The sequence below is a fragment of the Streptomyces solitudinis genome (assembly GCF_036323765.1).
In the GTDB taxonomy this organism is placed as follows: Bacteria; Actinomycetota; Actinomycetes; order Streptomycetales; family Streptomycetaceae; genus Streptomyces.
Map to the genome: position 1 here is coordinate 852,130 of NZ_JAZDCW010000002.1, position 18,442 is coordinate 870,571.

General features: G+C 74.4%; 16 protein-coding genes. 3 read left to right on the plus strand and 13 right to left on the minus strand.

Annotation, left to right across the window (positions count from 1 at the left end; translation table 11 throughout):
• Positions 1–46 precede the first annotated feature (46 nt).
• The gene (locus tag V1J52_RS07485; RefSeq protein WP_330138800.1) at positions 47–619 is read left to right on the plus strand and encodes a hypothetical protein; all 573 of its coding nucleotides are present in this window, start codon (positions 47–49) and stop codon (positions 617–619) included.
• A 64-nt stretch (positions 620–683) separates the two neighbouring features.
• On the opposite strand, the gene V1J52_RS07490 is transcribed toward V1J52_RS07485, so the two are convergent.
• The 7 genes from V1J52_RS07490 to glmS form a co-directional block, all read right to left on the minus strand.
• Complete coding sequence (locus tag V1J52_RS07490; protein WP_330138801.1) at positions 684–887, minus strand: hypothetical protein; 204 nt, start codon at positions 885–887, stop codon at positions 684–686.
• A gap of 141 nt (positions 888–1,028) precedes the next feature.
• On the minus strand, positions 1,029–1,586 hold the full coding sequence (gene tsaE / locus V1J52_RS07495) for a tRNA (adenosine(37)-N6)-threonylcarbamoyltransferase complex ATPase subunit type 1 TsaE (protein WP_330138802.1): 558 nt from the start codon (positions 1,584–1,586) through the stop codon (positions 1,029–1,031).
• A gap of 48 nt (positions 1,587–1,634) precedes the next feature.
• Positions 1,635–2,744 carry an alpha/beta fold hydrolase gene (locus V1J52_RS07500; RefSeq protein WP_330138803.1) on the minus strand — a complete coding sequence of 370 codons (1,110 nt, stop codon included), beginning with the start codon at positions 2,742–2,744 and terminating at the stop codon, positions 1,635–1,637.
• Positions 2,741–3,982, minus strand: coding sequence for an alanine racemase (gene alr / locus V1J52_RS07505; RefSeq protein WP_330138804.1), 1,242 nt, complete (start codon positions 3,980–3,982; stop codon positions 2,741–2,743). Before alr ends, V1J52_RS07500 begins: the two co-directional genes overlap by 4 nt.
• An 86-nt stretch (positions 3,983–4,068) precedes the next feature.
• Positions 4,069–5,520, minus strand: coding sequence for an NAD(P)H-hydrate dehydratase (locus V1J52_RS07510; protein ID WP_330138805.1), 1,452 nt, complete (start codon positions 5,518–5,520; stop codon positions 4,069–4,071).
• A gap of 97 nt (positions 5,521–5,617) precedes the next feature.
• Positions 5,618–5,986, minus strand: a complete 369-nt coding sequence (locus V1J52_RS07515; protein ID WP_330138806.1) for a holo-ACP synthase — start codon at positions 5,984–5,986, stop codon at positions 5,618–5,620.
• Positions 5,987–6,001: 15 nt separating this feature from the next.
• A complete protein-coding gene (gene glmS / locus V1J52_RS07520) occupies positions 6,002–7,849 on the minus strand; it encodes a glutamine--fructose-6-phosphate transaminase (isomerizing) (RefSeq protein WP_330138807.1) in 1,848 nt (615 codons plus the stop codon).
• Positions 7,850–8,069: 220 nt separating this feature from the next.
• Between glmS and coaA the strand changes: the two genes are divergently transcribed.
• Entirely contained in the window at positions 8,070–8,990 is a 921-nt protein-coding gene (coaA, locus tag V1J52_RS07525; protein WP_330138870.1) for a type I pantothenate kinase, read from the plus strand.
• Positions 8,991–9,049: 59 nt separating this feature from the next.
• Here coaA and glmM read toward each other — a convergent pair whose 3' ends face one another.
• From glmM to V1J52_RS07545, 4 genes are all read right to left on the minus strand, one after another.
• Entirely contained in the window at positions 9,050–10,408 is a 1,359-nt protein-coding gene (gene glmM, locus V1J52_RS07530) for a phosphoglucosamine mutase (RefSeq protein ID WP_330138808.1), read from the minus strand.
• A gap of 171 nt (positions 10,409–10,579) precedes the next feature.
• A complete protein-coding gene (gene rpsI, locus V1J52_RS07535; RefSeq protein ID WP_330138809.1) occupies positions 10,580–11,104 on the minus strand; it encodes a 30S ribosomal protein S9 in 525 nt (174 codons plus the stop codon).
• Between the two features lie 40 nt (positions 11,105–11,144).
• Positions 11,145–11,588, minus strand: coding sequence for a 50S ribosomal protein L13 (gene rplM, locus V1J52_RS07540; protein WP_330138810.1), 444 nt, complete (start codon positions 11,586–11,588; stop codon positions 11,145–11,147).
• A 217-nt stretch (positions 11,589–11,805) separates the two neighbouring features.
• Entirely contained in the window at positions 11,806–13,440 is a 1,635-nt protein-coding gene (locus tag V1J52_RS07545) for an ABC-F family ATP-binding cassette domain-containing protein (protein WP_330138811.1), read from the minus strand.
• Positions 13,441–13,530: 90 nt separating this feature from the next.
• Between V1J52_RS07545 and V1J52_RS07550 the strand changes: the two genes are divergently transcribed.
• On the plus strand, positions 13,531–14,361 hold the full coding sequence (locus tag V1J52_RS07550) for a hypothetical protein (RefSeq protein WP_330138812.1): 831 nt from the start codon (positions 13,531–13,533) through the stop codon (positions 14,359–14,361).
• A gap of 24 nt (positions 14,362–14,385) precedes the next feature.
• Here the strand turns inward: V1J52_RS07550 and V1J52_RS07555 are convergent, their stop codons facing one another.
• Positions 14,386–14,850, minus strand: a complete 465-nt coding sequence (locus V1J52_RS07555; RefSeq protein ID WP_330138813.1) for a hypothetical protein — start codon at positions 14,848–14,850, stop codon at positions 14,386–14,388.
• Positions 14,851–14,929: 79 nt separating this feature from the next.
• Positions 14,930–18,442 (minus strand): RHS repeat-associated core domain-containing protein (locus tag V1J52_RS07560; RefSeq protein WP_330138814.1); only part of this gene is annotated, 3,513 nt, incomplete at its 5' end.

Consider the following 18,442-nt stretch of genomic DNA (forward strand, 5'->3'; position numbering starts at 1 on the left):
CTACCGTCTGGCTGACGACCAGCCAGCAGCTCGAAGGGGTGAACCGGTGGCACGCAGCAGTGCGGGGACGTTCGTGACCGGGCTGACCGTCGTGGCGCTGGCCGTGGTGGGCTTCCTGGCGTTCCAGGCGTCGGGCGCGCAGGAGAAGGCCGCCGACGCCTCCGGGGCCGGGCGGCCCGTCGCCTCCGCCACGCCGGACGCGGCGGCGCGCGAGAAGGCCGCGCGGGAGGCCGCGGAGGCACTCCCGCCGCGGTCGGGCGAGGGCCGCCGGGTGGTGTACGCGCTGGCGGACCGCCGGGTGTGGCTGGTGGACGACGCGGGGCGGGTGACGCGCACGTACCGGGTGGAGCCGGGATCGGTGAGTCCGGTGCCCGGCACGTACCGGGTGACCGGGCGCGATCCCGAGATCACGGGGACGGACGGGGTGCCCGTGCAGCACGTGGTGCGGTTCGCCACGTTCCAGGACACCGTCATCGGTTTCAGCGCGGCGAGTGACGACACGAGCAGGCCCACGATCCAGCCGGGGGCGAAGACGGGCGGTATCCGCGAGGACCGCGCGGACGGCGCGGCGCTGTGGGAGTTCGCCACGCTCGACACGGCGGTCGTCGTCGTCCCGTGACGGTGTGACGGCCTGACGGACGGCACGAGTCAGGACGGGCCGCGCGGTCAGGGGGTGCCGCGCGTCAGGCGGCGTCGGAGGTCTCCAGCCCCGCTTCGGGGCGTACGGCGGCACGGGAGGCGGCGGCGCCCCGGGCGTCCTCCGCCGGGGGCCGGGAGATGGCCTCGGCCGCCGCGCAGGACGCCAGCAGCTCCCCGAAGGCGGGCGGCGCGCCGCCCGCTCCGGACGCGTCGGGGACGGACCTCGGTGCGCGCTTCTGCTCCGGCATGGCGTCTCCTGAGAACGTCTGGTTAGGCGTGCCTAACCGTCCTGGAAGTCCATGGGACCACGCCGCGCCCGCGCCGCGCAAGATTTTGCCGACAGCCCGTCGGGACGACCGGCGGCGCCCGGTGCGGGGCGGGCGGCGCCGCTACCCTGCGGCCGGACCGGCGAGCGACGCGAGGTCCGCGCCGCGCCAGCGGGTGCCCACGCCGGTCAGCGTCACCGTCCGCACGTCGTGGGCCTCCCCGGCGTCCCGCGCCCCGGGCGCCCCGGCCTCCGCCGCCTCCCCCAGGGCGCCGAGGGCGCGGGCGATCACCACGTGGAGCCGGTCGTCGGCCAGTTCCTCGACCTTTCCCTCGCCCCACTCGACGACGACCACGGACTCGGGCAGGGAGACGTCCAGGTCGAGGTCCTCCATCTCGTCCAGACCGCCGCCGAGCCGGTAGGCGTCCACGTGCACCAGCGGCGGGCCGTCCGCCAGCGACGGGTGCACCCGGGCGATGACGAAGGTGGGCGAGGTGACCGCCCCGCGCACCCCGAGCCCCTCGCCCAGCCCCCGGGTCAGCGTCGTCTTGCCCGCGCCCAGCTCGCCGGTGAGGAGGACGAGGTCGCCGGGGCGCAGCAGGGCGGCGAGCCGGCGGCCCAGCTCCCGCATCGCCTCCGGGGTGCCGACGGTGATGGGGTCGTGTGTCGTGACGGCGTGCATACGGCCGAGCCTAACCGCGCCTGCCCCGCGTCTCCGGGCGGTGCCCCGTCAGGGCTCCAGCAGCTCCCGCAGGCGGGCGTCGAGCGCTTCGGGCCGCTCCAGCATGAGCAGGTGCCCGGTCTCGGGCAGGACGTCCAGCCGGGCGCCCGGCAGCTCGGCGGCGATGGCCTCGCTGTGGTGGCGCGGGGTGAGCAGGTCCCGCTCCCCGGCGAGCACGACGGTGGCGGCGGCGCCGAAGGCGGCCAGGGCGGCCGTCTGCTCGTGGGCGTGGAAGGCCGGGTAGAACTCGGCGACGACGTCGATGGGGGTGCCCTCCAGCAGCCGTTCGGCGAACCGCGCCACGGCCGGGTCCACGCTCCGGGGCGCGCCGAAGGAGTAGTGGCGCACCAGCCCGGCCAGCAGGTCGGCGCCCGCGGCCCGGCCCCGTTCCACGAGGGTGCTGTGCGCGGTGAGCACCCCGAGCACCCCGGGGACGACGCGGCGCAGCGCCCGCACCCCGGCGGCCGGGAGCCCGTACGTCACCTCGCTCAGGGCGCCCGCCGACGTGGCGACGAAGGCAGCGCCGGTGACCCGCTTCTCCACCCAATCGGGGTACTGGGCGGCCAGCGCCATCATCGTCATTCCGCCCATGGAGTGACCGACGAGGATCACCGGGCCCTCGGGGACGGCGGCGTCCAGGACGGCCCGCAGGTCGCGGCCGAGCTGTTCGACGGTGAGCCGGGAGCGCTCGGGCACCGTCGCGGGCGGGGCGCCGGGCCCTCCCGGAGCGCCGGGGCCCCGGGCGGAGCGGCCGTGTCCGCGCTGGTCCCAGTAGACGGCGCGCACCGTGCCCAGCTCGCGCAGGGCGGCCCGCTGGAAGTGCCAGGCGTCCTGGTTCAGGCAGTAGCCGTGGCTGAACACCACGGTCGGCGGCGTCCGCGGGCCCGGCTCCCGGACGGGCTCGTCGGTCTCGTAGTGCAGCCGCGTGCCGTCGTCGGCGGTGGCGGTGCCCGGCGTGCCGCGCAGGGTGCCGTAGGGGCCGGCGGCGTCCAGGGAGAGCCGGGCCCGGCGCCGCACCGCCCGGTGCACCGTCAGCCGCTCCACGGCCACGCCCGCGGCGAGCGCGCCCAGCGCCGCGCCCGCGAGCCCGGCCCGGCGGGCCCATCCGGTGTCGCTCACGTCCGCCCGCCCTGCGCCGGACGCGCGCCGCGCCCGGCGCCCGCCTCGCCCACGCCCTCGCCGCCGCCCTGGCCCCCGCCGTCGGTCACCTCGCCGACGTGGACCCGGGGCACCCGGGCGCCGACGCGGGTGACGATCTCGTAGCCGATGGTGCCCACGGCGCGGGCCCAGTCCTCGGCCGTCGGCTCGCCCCGGTCGCCGGGGCCGAACAGGACGGCCTCGTCGCCCGCCCGTGCCGCGTCGCCGCCGAGGTCCACGACGAACTGGTCCATCGCCACCCGTCCCGCGATCGTCCGCCACTTGCCCGCCACCAGCACGGGGCCGCTGCCGGAGGCGTGCCGGGGCACGCCGTCCGCGTAGCCGACGGGGACGAGGGCGAGCGTCGTGTCCCCGGGCGTGGTGTAGGCGTGGCCGTAGGACACGCCGTGGCCGCCCGGCACCCGCTTGACGGAGGCCAGGTCGGCGCTGAGCGTCATCGCCGGGCGCAGCCCGAAGTCCTGGGGGGTGCCCAGTTCCGGCGAGGGCGAGAGGCCGTAGACGGAGACGCCGGTGCGCACCAGGTCGTAGTGGGACTCCGGCAGCGTGAGGGTGGCCGGGGAGTTCGCCAGGTGCCGCACCTCCGGGCGCAGCCCGGCCCGTTCGGCGGCGTCCAGGGCCTCCCGGTAGGCGGCGAGCTGCGCGGCGATCGAGGGGTGGCCCGGCTCGTCGGCGCAGGCGAAGTGCGACCAGATCCCGGTCACCCGGACGGTGCCCTCGGCCTCGGCGGCGCGGGCGGCGGCCAGCAGGTCCGGCCAGTCGGCGGGCTGGCAGCCGTTGCGGCCGAGCCCGGTGTCGGCCTTCAGGTGCACCCGCGCGGTGCGGCCGGTGGCGCGGGCGGCGGCGGTGATCTCCGTGAGCGCCCACCGCGCGCTCGCCGAGACGTCGATGTTGGCCGCGATCGCCCGCTCCCAGGGGCCGCCGGGCGTCCACAGCCAGGCCAGGACGGGCCCGGTGTCACCCGCCGCGCGCAGCGCGAGCGCCTCCTCGGGGGTGGCGGTGCCCAGCCAGGCTGCGCCCGCCTGCCGGGCCGCGCGGGCGCAGGGCAGCGCGCCGTGCCCGTAGCCGTCGGACTTGACCACGGCCATCAGCTCCGCGCCCGCCGCCCGCGCGCGCAGCGCCCGCACGTTGTCGCGCACGGCGGCGAGGTCGATCTCGGCGCGGGCGCGGGGCGGACGGGCTGCGGCTGGTGCGGTGTTCACCGCACCAGTGTCTCAGGCGCCCCGCGGCCCCGGCCGCCCGCGCCGGGGGCGCTCGCGCCGGCGCACCGGTCCGCGCGGGGGCGGCGTCACACCGGTCCGTGCGGGGCGGCGTCCAGTTCGCGCCAGGCGGCGGGCAGGGCCGCCGCGACGTCGGAGGCGGCGGGCGGGGTGGGGGCGAGGCGGCCCGCGACGCCGTGCAGGTAGGCGCCGACGGCGGCCGCGTCGCGTCCGGACAGCCCGGCGGCCAGCAGCGAGCCGATCAGCCCGGACAGCACGTCCCCGGAACCGGCGGTCGCCAGCCGCCCGGTGCCGGTCGGGTTGACCCGCACCGGCCCCTCCGCGTCGGCGACGAGGGTGGCCGAGCCCTTGAGCAGGACGGTCGCCCCGTACCGGCGGGCCAGCGCGCGGACGGAGTCCAGCCGCGCGGCCTCGACGGCCTCCCGCGGGGTGTCCAGCAGCGCCGCGGCCTCACCGGCGTGCGGGGTGAGCACCGTGGCGGCCCGGCGGGCCCGGACCCGCGCCGGGTCGGCGTGCCGCAGTCCGTCCGCGTCGACCAGCACCGGGACGTCGGCGTCCAGCGCCTCGCCGACCGCCCGCCGCGCGTCGGCGCCGTCGCCGAGCCCGGGTCCGACGGCCCACGCCTGCACCCGGCCCGCCTCGGCGGGGGAACCACTGGTCACCAGGGTCTCCGGGTGCCGTGCGATCACCTCGGAGGCGGCCGTCCCGGCGTACCGCACGGCTCCGGCGCCGCCGCGCAGCGCGCCGGAGACGGCGAGCACGGCCGCCCCGGGGTAGCGGGCCGATCCGGCGGCGATGCCGAGCACGCCGCGCCGGTACTTGTCGCTGCTCGCCCCGGGGCGCGGCAGCAGGGCGGCGGCGTCCGCGTGCTGGAGCGCCTCCAGGTCGGGTTCCCCGGGCAGGTACGGGCCCAGCCCGATGTCCACGAGCCGCACCGCGCCCGCGTACACCTGGGCGGGCGCCACGAGCAGGCCGGGCTTGAGCGCGCCGAAGGTGACGGTGGCCAGCGCCCGCACGGCGTCGCCGCGCACCTCGCCGGTGTCGGCGTCCACCCCGCTGGGCAGGTCCACCGCGAGCACGGGCGCGGACAGCTCCGCCACGAGCCGGGCGGCGTCGGCGCGCAGGCCGCCCCTGCCGCCGATGCCGGTGACGCCGTCGAGCACCAGGTCGGCACGGGCCAGGGCGGCGCGGGCCGGGCCCTGGGCGGCGCTCACCACGTCGGCGCGCGCCGCGCGGAGGGCGGCGAGCCCGCCGGGGTGCGCCCGGTCCGGGTCCAGCAGGACGGCGGTGACCTTGGCGCCGCGCCGGGCCAGCCGGGCCCCCGCGAACAGGGCGTCGCCGCCGTTGCCGCCGCTGCCCGCGAGCAGCGCGACGCGGGTGCCGTAGACCCGGCCCAGCAGCGTGGCGGCGGACGCGGCGAGCCCGGCGGAGGCCCGCCGCATCAGGGTGCCCTCGGGCAGCCGGGCCATCAGGGCGTGTTCGGCGGCGCGTACGGTTTCCACACGGTGAGCGGTGCGCATGCGACCCAGCGTAGGCCCCCGCCCGCACCCGGCCCCGGCCCAGCGAAGCTCCGCGCCCGGCCCGGCCCCGCGCGGCGCCCGTCCGCGCGGCGCGGCGTCAGCCCTCGGCGATGACGACGGCCGAGGCGACGCCCGCGTCGTGGCTGAGCGAGACGTGCCAGTGCCGCACGCCCAGTTCCTCCGCGCGGGCGGCGACCGTCCCGCGCACCACCAGCGACGGCCGGCCGCTCCCGGCGGTGCGCACCTCCGCGTCCGTCCAGAGCAGCCCGCCCGGCGCGCCCAGCGCCTTCGCCAGCGCCTCCTTCGCCGCGAACCGGGCGGCCAGCGAGGCCGCCCCGCGCTGTTCGCCGCTGGGCAGGTACCGCTCGACGGGCAGGAACAGCCGGTCGGCCAGGGCCGGGGTGCGCTCCAGGGACCGCGCGAAGCGGTCGATCCCGGCGACGTCGATGCCCACCCCCACGATCACGCTCTCACCCCCGGATCACTCCACCGTCACGGACTTCGCCAGGTTGCGCGGCTGGTCGACCTCGTTGCCGCGCGCGGTGGCCAGCTCGCAGGCGAACACCTGCAACGGGACGGTGGTGACGAGCGGTTGCAGCAGCGTCGGCGTGGCGGGCACCCGGATGAGGTGGTCGGCGTAGGGCGCCACCGCCTCGTCCCCCTCCTCGGCGATGACGATCGTGCGGGCGCCCCGGGCGCGGATCTCCTGGATGTTGGAGACGATCTTGTCGTGCAGCACCGACCGGCCGCGCGGCGAGGGCACGACGACGACCACGGGCACGCCGTCCTCGATGAGCGCGATCGGGCCGTGCTTCAGCTCCCCGGCCGCGAACCCCTCGGCGTGCATGTACGCCAGTTCCTTGAGCTTGAGCGCGCCCTCCAGCGCGACGGGGAAGCCGACGTGCCGGCCGAGGAAGAGGACGGTGTCCTGCTCCGCCAGCGAGCGGGCCAGCTCGCGCACCGGCTCCATCGTGCCGAGCACCTGCTCGACCTCGGCGCCGATGCGGGAGAGCTGGCGGACGACGGAGTCGATCTCGTCGCCCCACTTGGTGCCGCGCACCTGGGCGAGGTAGAGGGCGACGAGGTAGCAGGCGACGAGCTGGGTGAGGAACGCCTTCGTCGAGGCGACGGCGACCTCGGGGCCCGCGTGGGTGTAGAGGACGGCGTCCGACTCGCGCGGGATCGTGGAGCCGTTGGTGTTGCAGATGGCCAGCACCTTCGCGCCCTGCTCGCGGGCGTGCCGCACCGCCATCAGGGTGTCCATCGTCTCGCCGGACTGCGAGATGGCGACGACGAGCGTGCGCTGGTCCAGGATCGGGTCGCGGTAGCGGAACTCGCTGGCCAGCTCCGTCTCGCAGGGCACCCGGGTCCAGTGCTCGATCGCGTACTTGGCGATCATCCCGGCGTGGTAGGCCGTGCCGCAGGCGACGATGACGACCTTGTCGACCTCCCGCAGGACGTGCGCCGGGATGCGCACCTCGTCCAGGTGCAGGGTGCCCGAGCCGTCGATGCGGCCCAGGAGGGTGTCGGCGACGGCCTTGGGCTGCTCGGCGATCTCCTTGAGCATGAAGTAGTCGTAGCCGCCCTTCTCGGCGGCCGAGGCGTCCCAGTCCACGTGGTAGGGGCGCACCTCGGCGGGGGCGCCGTCGAAGTCGGTGACGGTGACGCCGTCCCGGGTGAGGGCGACGACCTGGTCCTGGCCCAGCTCGATCGCCTCGCGGGTGTGCTCGATGAACGCGGCGACGTCGGAGGCGAGGAACGCCTCGTCGTCGCCGACGCCGACGACCAGCGGCGAGTTGCGGCGGGCGCCGACGACGGTGTCCGGTTCGTCCGCGTGCACGGCGACGAGCGTGAAGGCGCCCTCCAGACGGCGGCACACCTGCCGCATGGCGTCGGCCAGGTCGCCGCAGGAGGAGAAGGACTCGGCCAGCAGGTGCGCGACGACCTCGGTGTCCGTCTCGGAGGTCAGCTCGTGGCCGCGCTCGGCGAGTTCGGCGCGCAGGGCGGCGAAGTTCTCGATGATGCCGTTGTGCACGACGGCGACGCGGCCCGCGTTGTCCAGGTGCGGGTGGGCGTTGGCGTCCGTGGGGCCGCCGTGGGTGGCCCACCGGGTGTGCCCGATGCCGGTGGCGCCGCTGGGCAGCGGCCGCTCCTCCAGCAGTTTGGCGAGGTTGGCCAGTTTCCCGGCCCTGCGTGCGGAGGCCAGGCCGCCGTCGGCCAGGACGGCGACCCCGGCGGAGTCGTATCCCCGGTACTCCAGGCGCCGCAGCCCGGCGATGACCACTTCGAGGGCCGACTGCCCTCCCACGTATCCCACGATGCCGCACATGGGCGGCAGCCTACGCGCTGCCCCGCCGCCGCACGGGGACCCGGCTCCCGTCCCGTGTGACGCAGACCTCCCCCCTCCCACGCGGCCGGGGAGGAGCTGGCGCACGCCCGGGGCGCACAATGGGCGCGTGACTGCCTCCCCCGGCCCGCCCGCACCGTCACCGGCCGCACCGTCGCCCCCCGCGCCGCCGGGGCGGAGCCGCCATGACGGCACCCCGTACGTGGACCTCAGCCGCGCCGAGTGGAGCGCGCTGCGCGAGCGGACGCCGCTGCCGCTGACCGCCGGGGAGGTGGAGGAGCTGCGCGGCCTCGGCGACGTCGTCGACCTGGACGAGGTCCGCGACATCTACCTGCCGCTGTCCCGGCTGCTCAACCTGCACGTGGGCGCGACGCACGGGCTGCGCGGCGCGCTCAACACGTTCCTCGGCGAGGGCGCCCAGCCGGGCACGCCGTTCGTCATCGGGGTGGCGGGCAGCGTCGCGGTGGGCAAGTCCACCACCGCGCGGCTGCTCAAGGCCCTGCTGGCCCGCTGGCCCGAGCACCCGCGCGTCGAGCTGGTGACGACGGACGGGTTCCTGCTGCCCAACGCCGAACTGGAGCGGCGCGGCCTGATGACGCGCAAGGGCTTCCCCGAGTCCTACGACCGGCGGGCGCTCACCCGTTTCGTCGCGGACGTGAAGGCGGGCCGCGAGGAGGTCACCGCGCCCGTCTACTCGCACCTGATCTACGACATCGTGCCCGGTGAACGGCTCACCGTGCGGCGCCCCGACATCCTGATCGTCGAGGGCCTGAACGTGCTCCAGCCCGCGCTGCCCGGCAAGGACGGCCGCACCCGGGTGGCCGTCGCGGACTACTTCGACTTCTCCGTCTACGTCGACGCCCGCACCGAGGACATCGAGCGCTGGTACCTGGACCGCTTCCGCAAACTGCGGCAGACCGCCTTCCAGAACCCGTTCTCCTACTTCCGCAGGTACACGCAGGTCTCGGAGGACGAGGCGCTGGACTACGCGCGCACCACCTGGCGCACGATCAACTGCCCGAACCTGCGGGAGAACATCGTGCCGACGCGGGGACGGGCGAGCCTGGTGCTGCGCAAGGGGGCGGACCACACGGTGCGGCGGCTGTCCCTGCGCAAGCTCTGACCGCCCGCCCGCCCGCCCGCCCGCCCGCGCGCCGCCCGGCCGCCCGCCCCCGTCCGGCGTCAGCCGAGGGCGCTCTTGACGGCGTCGGCCAGCCGCCCGGCCACGGCGCGGGCCTGCTCGATGTCGGCGGCCTCCACCATGACCCGCACCAGCGGCTCGGTGCCGGAGGGGCGCAGCAGGACCCGGCCCGTCTCGCCCAGCTCCCGTTCGGCGTCCGCGACCGCGCCGCGCAGCTCGGCCGAGGTCGCCACCCGGGACTTGTCCACGTCCGGAACGTTGATGAGCACCTGCGGCAGCCGCTCCATCACGGCGGCCAGCTCCGCCAGGGACTTGCCCGTGGCGGCGAGCCGGGCGGCCAGCAGCAGACCGGTCAGCGTGCCGTCACCGGTCGTGGCGTGGTCCAGCGCGATGACGTGGCCCGACTGCTCGCCGCCGAGCGAGAACCCGCCGCGCTTGAGCTCCTCCAGCACGTAGCGGTCACCGACGGCGGCCCGGAGCAGCGAGATGCCCTCCCGCTCCATGGCCAGCTTGAAGCCGAGGTTCGACATGACGGTCGCCACGACGGTGTCACCGCGCAGCGTGCCGGACTCCTTCATGGCGATGGCCAGCACGGCGAGGATCTGGTCGCCGTCGACCTCGCGCCCGGACGCGTCCACGGCCAGGCAGCGGTCGGCGTCCCCGTCGTGGGCCACGCCCAGGTCCGCGCCGTGCTCCACGACGGCGGCGCGCAGCCCGTCCAGGTGCGTCGAGCCGCAGGCGTCGTTGATGTTGAGCCCGTCCGGTTCGGCGCCGATCGTGACGACGTCGGCACCCGCGCGGGCGAACGCCTCGGGCGAGACGCGGGCGGCGGCGCCGTGCGCCCCGTCGACCACGACCCGGAGCCCGTCCAGCCGGTTGGGCAGCACCCCGATCAGGTGGGCCACGTAGCCGTCGAACCCCTCGTCGTAGCTGCGGACGCGGCCCACGCCCGCGCCCGTCGGCCGCTGCCACGGCTCGCCCGAGGAGTGCTCGCGGTAGAGGGCCTCGATGCGGTCCTCCTGCTCGTCGGGGAGCTTGTGGCCGCCGCGGGCGAAGAACTTGATCCCGTTGTCGGGCATGGGGTTGTGGCTGGCCGAGAGCATGACGCCCAGGTCCGCGCCGAGCGAGCCGGTCAGGTACGCCACCGCAGGCGTCGGCAGCACGCCGACCCGCAGCACGTCCACTCCGGCGCTGGCCAGTCCGGCCACCACCGCGGCCTCCAGGAACTCCCCGGACGCGCGGGGATCGCGTCCGACCACCGCCACCGGACGGTGGCCCTCGAACGTGCCGGCCTCGCCGAGCACGTGCGCCGCCGCGACGGACAGGCCCATCGCCAGCTCGGCCGTCAGGTCAGCGTTGGCGACGCCGCGCACGCCGTCCGTTCCGAAGAGTCGTCCCACGGTGGTTCCTTTCGAGAATGCCTGCCTGCCGCCGCACCGGCAGGATCGTGCGTGAGGGACCGGACGGACGCGGCGCGAGCAGAGCGGCCGCCGCCGCGTCCGGGTGCGAAAGGGGAACGCCCCGGCGGCACACGGAGTGCCGCCGGGGCGTCCAGATGCAGGCAGCGAGCGTCAGCGCTTGCTGTACTGCGTACCCTTGCGGGCCTTCTTCAGACCGGCCTTCTTGCGCTCGACGGCGCGAGCGTCACGGGTCAGGAAGCCGGCCTTCTTGAGCGGGCCGCGGTTGTTGTCCACGTCCGCCTCGTTCAGCGCACGGGCCACGCCCAGGCGCAGGGCACCGGCCTGGCCGGAGATGCCGCCGCCGCTGATGCGGGCGACGACGTCGTACCGGTCGTCCAGCTCCAGGACCTTGAACGGCTCGTTGACTTCCTGCTGGTGCACCTTGTTGGGGAAGTAGCCCTCAAGGGTGCGACCGTTGATCTTCCACTTGCCGCTGCCCGGCACGATGCGGACGCGGGCGATGGCGTTCTTGCGGCGGCCCGTCCCGGCGCCCGGCTGCGGGTCGCCGAAGCGGGAGGCCATCGACTCGGTGCTGTACTCCTCGACGCCCTCGGGCGTCTCGGTGCTGTACTGCTCGACGTCCTCGGGGACGTCGTTGGCGTCGGTGACGGGGGACTCAGCGGTGGTCTCGGCCACGATGCTCCTCGGTTCTCTTTCGTTCCGGTAGTGGCCGGACTTACTGGCTGATCTGGGTGATCTCGAACGGCACGGGCTGCTGGGCGCCGTGCGGGTGCTGGGCGCCCGCGTAGACCTTCAGCTTCGACAGCATCTGCCGGCCCAGCGTGTTCTTGGGGAGCATGCCCTTGATGGCCTTCTCGACGGCCTTCTCCGGGTTCTTCTCCAGCAGCTCCTCGTAGCGCACCGAGCGCAGACCGCCCGGGTAGCCGGAGTGGCGGTAGGCCAGCTTCTGGGTCCGCTTGTTGCCGGAGAGGTGCACCTTCTCCGCGTTGACGATGATGACGAAGTCACCGGTGTCAACGTGCGGCGCGTACACCGGCTTGTGCTTGCCCCTGAGAAGGGTTGCGGCCTGGGAGGCCAGACGGCCCAGGACAACGTCCTGCGCGTCGATGACGTGCCACTGGCGCTTGATGTCGCCGGGCTTGGGGCTGTACGTACGCACGGTCGTATGCCTTCGCTTCTTCTGGGTGAGTCCTGACAGGGCCACCAGACAGATCACGACAGCCTTGGACCGCACGACGGTGACGCGGGCCGCGTGCAGATGCTGGTCATCGACCGGTGGGCCGGTGTAAGGCCCCCCTCACGTGAGAATGAGGCAAGCCGATACACAACGATCTCGCAGAATACCGGCCACCCCCCGAAAGGGTCAAAAGCGCGGGTCACCGCCGCGCGGCGGACCCGGCGCGGGACTCGGACCAGACCGGCTCCGGGGTCTCGCGGACCCGGCCGTCGGCGCCGAAGAGCAGGTAGCGGTCGAAGACGCGGGCGAACCAGCGGTCGTGGGTGACGGCCAGGACCGTCCCCTCGTACGCCTCCAGGCCCGCCTGGAGCGCCTCGGCGCTCTCCAGGTCCAGGTTGTCCGTGGGCTCGTCCAGCAGCAGGGCCGTCGCCCCGGCCAGCTCCAGCAGCAGGATCTGCAACCGTGCCTGCTGCCCGCCCGACAGCCGGTCGAAGGGCTGCTCGGCGGCGCGGTCCAGCTCGTAGCGGCGCAGGGCCGCCATGGCCGCGCCCCGGTCCAGCGCGTGCTCGCGCCCCAGGATCTCCCGCAGCGGGCGCCCGGCCAGCTCCGGGTGCGCGTGCGTCTGGGCGAAGTGCCCCGGCACCACGCGGGCGCCCAGCTTCCAGGTGCCGGTGTGCGCGACGGGCTGCTCGGTGTCACCCGCCAGGAGCCGCAGGAAGTGCGACTTGCCGGAGCCGTTGGAACCGAGCACGGCCACCCGCTCCCCGTAGAAGACCTCCAGCGAGAACGGCTCCATGAGCCCGGTCAGCTCCAGGTTCTCGCAGGTCACCGCACGCACGCCGGTGCGGCCGCCGCGCAGCCGCATGGTGATGCGCTGCTCCCGCGGCGGCTCCTGCGGCGGACCGGCCTCCTCGAACTTGCGCAGCCGGGTCCGGGCCGCCTGGTAGCGGGAGGCCAGGCCGTCGTTGAAGGCGGCCTTGTTCTTCAGCGTGTTCACGAGCTGCTTGAGCTGGGCGTGCTTCTCGTCCCAGCGGCGCCGCAGCTCCTCGAAGCGGGCGAACCGCTCGCGGCGCGCCTCGTGGTAGGTGGCGAACCCGCCGCCGTGCACCCACACGTCGGAGCCGGCCGGGCCGGGCTCCACACTGATGATCCTGCGCGCGGAGCGGGCCAGGAGTTCCCGGTCGTGGGAGACGAACAGCACCGTCTTGGCCGTCTCCAGCAGCCGCTCCTCCAGCCAGCGCTTGCCGGGGACGTCGAGGTAGTTGTCCGGCTCGTCCAGCAGCAGGACCTGCTCGGGGCCGCGCAGCAGCGCCTCCAGGACGAGCCGCTTCTGCTCGCCGCCGGAGAGGGTGCGCACCTGGCGCCACTGCGCCGTCTCGAAGGGGAGGCCGAGGGCCGCGGTGGTGCACACGTCCCACTGCGTCTCGGCCTCGTAGCCGCGGGCCTCGGCCCAGTCGCTGAGGGCCTGCGCGTAGTCGAGCTGGCTCTTCTCGTCGTCCCGCTCGACGAGCGCCTCCTCGGCGGCGTCCACGGCCAGCGCGGCCTGGCGGATGCGGGGGGTGGCGACGGAGACGAGCAGGTCGCGCACGGTGCGCTCGTCCCGCACCGAGCCGACGAACTGCGGCATCACCCCGAGGCCGCCGCTGATCTGCACGGTGCCGCCGTGCGGTGCCAGCTCGCCGGACAGGATGCGCAGCAGCGTCGTCTTGCCCGCGCCGTTGGCGCCGACCAGGGCCGCCGACTCGCCCTCGCCCACCCGGAACGAGGCGTCGGCGAGCAGCAGCCGCCCGTCGGGCAGGTAGTACTCCAGATGCGCGGCTTCGACGTGACCCATGGGTCCGGATTGTGGCCCGCCCCGCGCCCAGGGCCAAACGGATATCCGCGCCGGTCCCCGCCCGGTGCCCCGGCACTAGGATGCGGGGCCATGAGCTTTGGGCAAGGGGGGCCCGGCTGGGGCCCGGGCGGTTCGCCGTCGCCGGACTGGAACGCGCTCGCGGACGCCGCGGCGGCCTCCCGGGCGCGGCGGCGGCGCTGGCTGCTGATCATCGGCGGCGCGTTGTCGGCGGTCGGGGTGGCCGCCGTCGTCGCGGTGCTGGTCGCCTCGCAGGGCGGCAGCCCGTCCGCGGACCCGACGTCCCTGCCCAGCCCCGAGGAGCTGCCCTCGGGGCCGTCGCGGGCGGAGCCGGACTTCACCGAGGCGCCGCCGCCGCCGAACCCGCACGAGTTCATCTCCGACCCGGCGAAGGACACCGCGCCGCGCAGCGCGGGGACGCTGTTCCCGCTGGATTCCGTCACGACGGACGGCGGCACGCTGACCCGCACGGCCACGGCCTCCACCACGGACTGCGCCTCGGCCGCGACGGAGGCGCTCGGGGCCGTGCTGACGGCGGGCGGCTGCACGGAACTGCACCGCGCGACGTTCACCCGCGACGGGATCGCCGTCACCGTCGGCGTCGCGGTCCTCGGCTCCCCGACGGCGGCGGCCGGGGCGAAGGACGCCGCGGAGCCGCACGTCACGCCGCTCACCGGCGGCGGCACCCCGGACTTCTGCACGTACTCAGCGTGCCGCGCCTCGGCCAACGCGCTCGGCCGCTACGCCTACTTCACCGTCTCCGGGTACCTGGACGGCACGGACGTGACGCCCGAGGAGACCACGGCGCGGGCCGCGGGCCGCGACGTGGCCGCCCACGCGGCCGACCGCCTCCGCGCCCGCGCCGAGGAACAGGCCGCCGCGGCCGCGACCGCCACCCCCTGACCCCCGCGGCGGGGCCCGCGCCGGTCAGAGCCCGACGCGGGCCCGGTACCGGGTGAGTTCGTCGTTCCGCCGCAGTTCCGGATGAGCGGCCGTCAGACCGGTGACGACATCGGTGAGGAAACCGCGCGCGGCGGACACCAGTTCGCGCGCCGGAACGAACACCGTCTCGTCGGTGTAGTTCGGCGCGATCTCCACCGCTTCGGGGGCCGGTCGCAGATGGATTTCGTCGGCCATTCCGGCGAACAGCACGCGCGCGGTCTTTCCCTTGGCGGCTTTCCGGGCGGCGGCGAAGAACTCCACGGCGAAATCGAGGATCTGCACGCCGCCGCCGGTGACGATGCTGAAATCGGCGCCGTCGGCGCGGAACACGAGGTCGCCCCCGAAGCACTTGTAGCAGAGGTCTCCGAAATCGGCCCGCGCCAGGTCGAGCCTGCGCTGTTCCCGCAGGACGACGGTCCGGTCCGACAGGGTGTAACTCAGCTCGATCACGTGCTCCCCTATGACGTGTGCGTGGCACCCCGGCCTTCCCGGGGCGCCACGCACACGTCTACGGCGGTGGGTTGAGCGGTCAGGGCATCTTGATGGGGAACGCGGTGATGACCTTCTTGTTCCGCACCACGACGCGCACGCCGGTCAACGGCTTTCCGTTCCGATCGTAACCGACCGTACGGCCGAAGTCGTGCTCGTGCAGGTGTCCTCCCTTCTCACCGTTGGAACTGCGGCCGCCGCGCTGGAGGGCCGTTTCCACCCGGTTCCGGATCTGGCCGGTGTTGTCCGTGTTGAACGTGCTCTTACCGGGGTGACGGCTGCTCGCGGAGTGCCGGTTGAAGATGTGGTGCCAGTCCGCCGACTTCACCTTCCCGTTGCAGTTGTGCACCAGCAGCGGGGTGTCCTGGGCGTGCACGTAGTACGTGTGGATGCCCCGGATGGTCAGGTCGTGGGTGCGCTGGCGCTTCTCGAAGTAGCGGACGCCGCTGACCTCGGCGCTCTCGCCGGACGGGGTGCGCAGCCGCATGCCGGGCCTGAGGTCGCCCGCGTCCGTCCAGGCGCGTTCCGACTCGGCCCAGAACGGGTGGGTGGTGGTCGAGACGAGGGCCTTGGCGCCGTCCTCGGTGGTGATCGTCAGGTCGACGAAGTGCTTGTCGTCCTCGGTGACGATGGTGCCGACGACCTCGCGGGTCGTGGTCTCGCCGGTCTCGGGATCGGTGACCGTGACCTCGTCGCCGAGTTCGACCTCCTCGATCGGTCTGCTCCCGCCGTCCGCCAGGAGGACGGTTGTGCCCGGCAGGAAGCTGTGCGGGGTGGGGCACGTCTCCGCTTCCCCGTCGCCGCCGCCCTTGTCCTTCTTCGTCGCCTTCTCCTTCGCCGCGGCGAGTTTCTTCTCCGCCTTGTCGAGGGTCTTGGCGTGCTTCCACATGTCCCGCGCGCCGCCGACGAGGTCGTCCAGGAGCCCCCAGACGCGCTTGGCGAGCTTGGCGCCCTTGGCCCAGTTCCAGGGGGCGCCGTACTTGGCGAGGATCTTGCCCGCCAGGCCACCGACGAAGGAGCCGGCGATGTTCAGCGCGGTCTCGCCGCACGCGCCCAGGTCGCCGCTGGAGAAGCAGTCCATCGCCGCGTTGATGCCGAGGACGTCCTTGGCGATCTCCACCAGTTCGGCCGCGGCCTGCTTCGTGCGCTGCTTGGCCGCGTTGTACTGGCGCTCGGCGCGGTTCTTCTCGCGCTGTGCCTCCCGCACCTCCTGGGAGGTGTTCTTGATCCAGTTCCGGGCCTTCTCGAAGACCTTCTTGACGAACTTGACGATGGACTTGATCCAGTCCCAGACGAACAGCCCCGACGGGTCGGAGAGGGTGACCGGGCTGTTGTTGGCGTAGGCGTAGCCGTTGACCTGCTGGGGCTGGGTGAAGTCGATCACCGGGTCGACGGAGATGAACCGGCCGAGCGCCGGATCGTACTCACGGGCGCCGAGATGGGTGAGGCCCGTCTGGGCGTCGATCGTCCCGCCGACGAAGCCCTTCTCGCCCGGCCACTGGCCGCTGGCCTCCCCGCGGTCGAGCCCGAACGGGTCGAAGCGGCGCTGGGAGACGGCGCCGGTGGTGGCGTTGACGGCCAGCTCACCGGTGTCGTGGTGGTCGGAGGCGAGGAACGCCAGCTCACCGTCGCCGGTGCGGACGGCGACCGCCTGCTCGGCGAACGCGTAGTACCGGGTGGCCTCCACCTCGGTCGAGCCCTCGGCCAGGCGCAGTTCCATGCCGGGCAGGTAGACCGTCGTGGCGGTGGCGTCGCGGCGCACCACGCGGTTGCCCGCGGTGTCGTAGAGGTAGGTCGCCTTCCTGCCGTCGGCCTCGGTGGTCTCCGACAGGCTGCCCTCGGCGTTCCACTCCAGGGTCTGGGTGTCGCCGCCGATGACGCGCCGCGTGGTGTTGCCGGACGCGTCGTAGGCGTAGGTGGACATGCGGTCGCCGGTGGGGGTCTCCTCCACGACCTTGGTCACCGCGTGCGGCCCGGCCGTCCCCTCGCCGTAGGTGTAGGTGCGGGCGACGTCCTTCGACGCGTCGCCCCCGATGTCGTGGACGACCTCCTTGGTGCGGTTGCCGATCGCGTCGACGGTGTAGGACTTCCAGTACGGGGCCGGGCCGCCGAGCGCCGCGCTCCCGGGGGCCGCGTCGCACGCCTGCGGCAGCGCGCCGCCGAGCCTGCCGCCCTCGGTGCCGGAGCCGGACGCCTCCGGTCCCGTCGCCGCCGGGGTCCACGCCTCGGCGAGGCGGGCCCGGGTGTCGTAGGCGAAGCACTGCACGTCCGCGCCCGAGCCCGCTGCCGCCCGTGCGGTGTCCGAGATGGACAGGACGTTGCCGATCTGGTCGTAGGCGTAGTCGGCGGCCTTGAGCGCGCTCGGCTCGCTGGACAGGTCCACCTCGGAGCGGGTGAGCCGGTCGGTGCCCTTCTCGTAGTGGAAGGTCTGCCACATCCGCGGGCCGCTGCCCGTGGAGAGTTCGAGCTGCCGCAGCAGGCTGGTGTCGGAGTAGACGGTGTCGGTGACGTAGCTGTCGTCACCGGTCATCGTCGTGGGCCGTTGCAGTTCGTCGTAGCCGTAGACGAGGCTCTCGGCGCCCAGTCCGCCGGCGGCGGGCATGGTCTGGCCCTGGACGGTGCCGTCGCGGTTGTACGTCGTCGTGAACTGGTACACGCCCGCGAGGGCGCCCTCGGACGCGGGAACGGAGTAGGCCGTCTTCAGCGGCTGGTAGAAGGCGTCCATGGACTGGGTGACGGTGGCGTAGTACGCGCTGCCGCCGTTCACGTAGCGCAGTGAGGCGTACGCCTTGCCGAGCCAGCCCGCCTTGTCGTAGCGGGTCTCGGTCAGCTTGGTTCCGGTGCCGGGCTCGCCCTCCCAGGTGAACGTGGGGCGGCCGAGGTCGTCGTAGACCGTGGAGACCGTCTCGCCCCGGGCGTCGGTGGTGGACACCGGGCGGTCCGCCGCGTCGTAGGCGTAGGTGGTCGTCCCCGAGTCGGGGTCGACGGCCTTCACCTTGCGCCCCATCTGGTCGTAGGTGTACGTCCAGACGTTGTTCTCGGCGTCGGTGACCTTCGCCAGCTCACCGCCGGGGGTGTAGGCGAAGGTCGTGGCGTCGTAGCCGGTGCCGGGGCCGCTCTGGCCGCCGGTGACGGGTGAGGCGCCGTGGTAGTAGCGCAGTTCGGTGGTCTGCCCGGCGGCGTCGCTGATGGTCGTCACCGGGGTGCCGCCCTCGGGCGGGTCGACGTGGACGCGGTCGCCGTCGTACTCGGTGGTGGTGCGCCACTGCTCGACGCCCGCGACGGCGAAGATCTCGTCCGTCATCCGGCCGAGCCCGTCGTACTCGTAGAGGGTCTGGGCGTCGACCTCGCCGTTGTTCACGAGCAGCAGCTCGTCCGAGGGCGGACCGGCCGCGTTGTAGGTGGTGTTGGTCCGGGCGATCTTGCCGGTGCCGTCGTAGAAGGAGTCGGCGACCATGCGGGTGCCGTCCGGGCCCTCGGTCTGCTTCTGCCGGGGGCGCAGCAGGCCGTCGTAGAGCTGGTACTCGACGCCGTAGCCGCCGGAGTTCTCGAT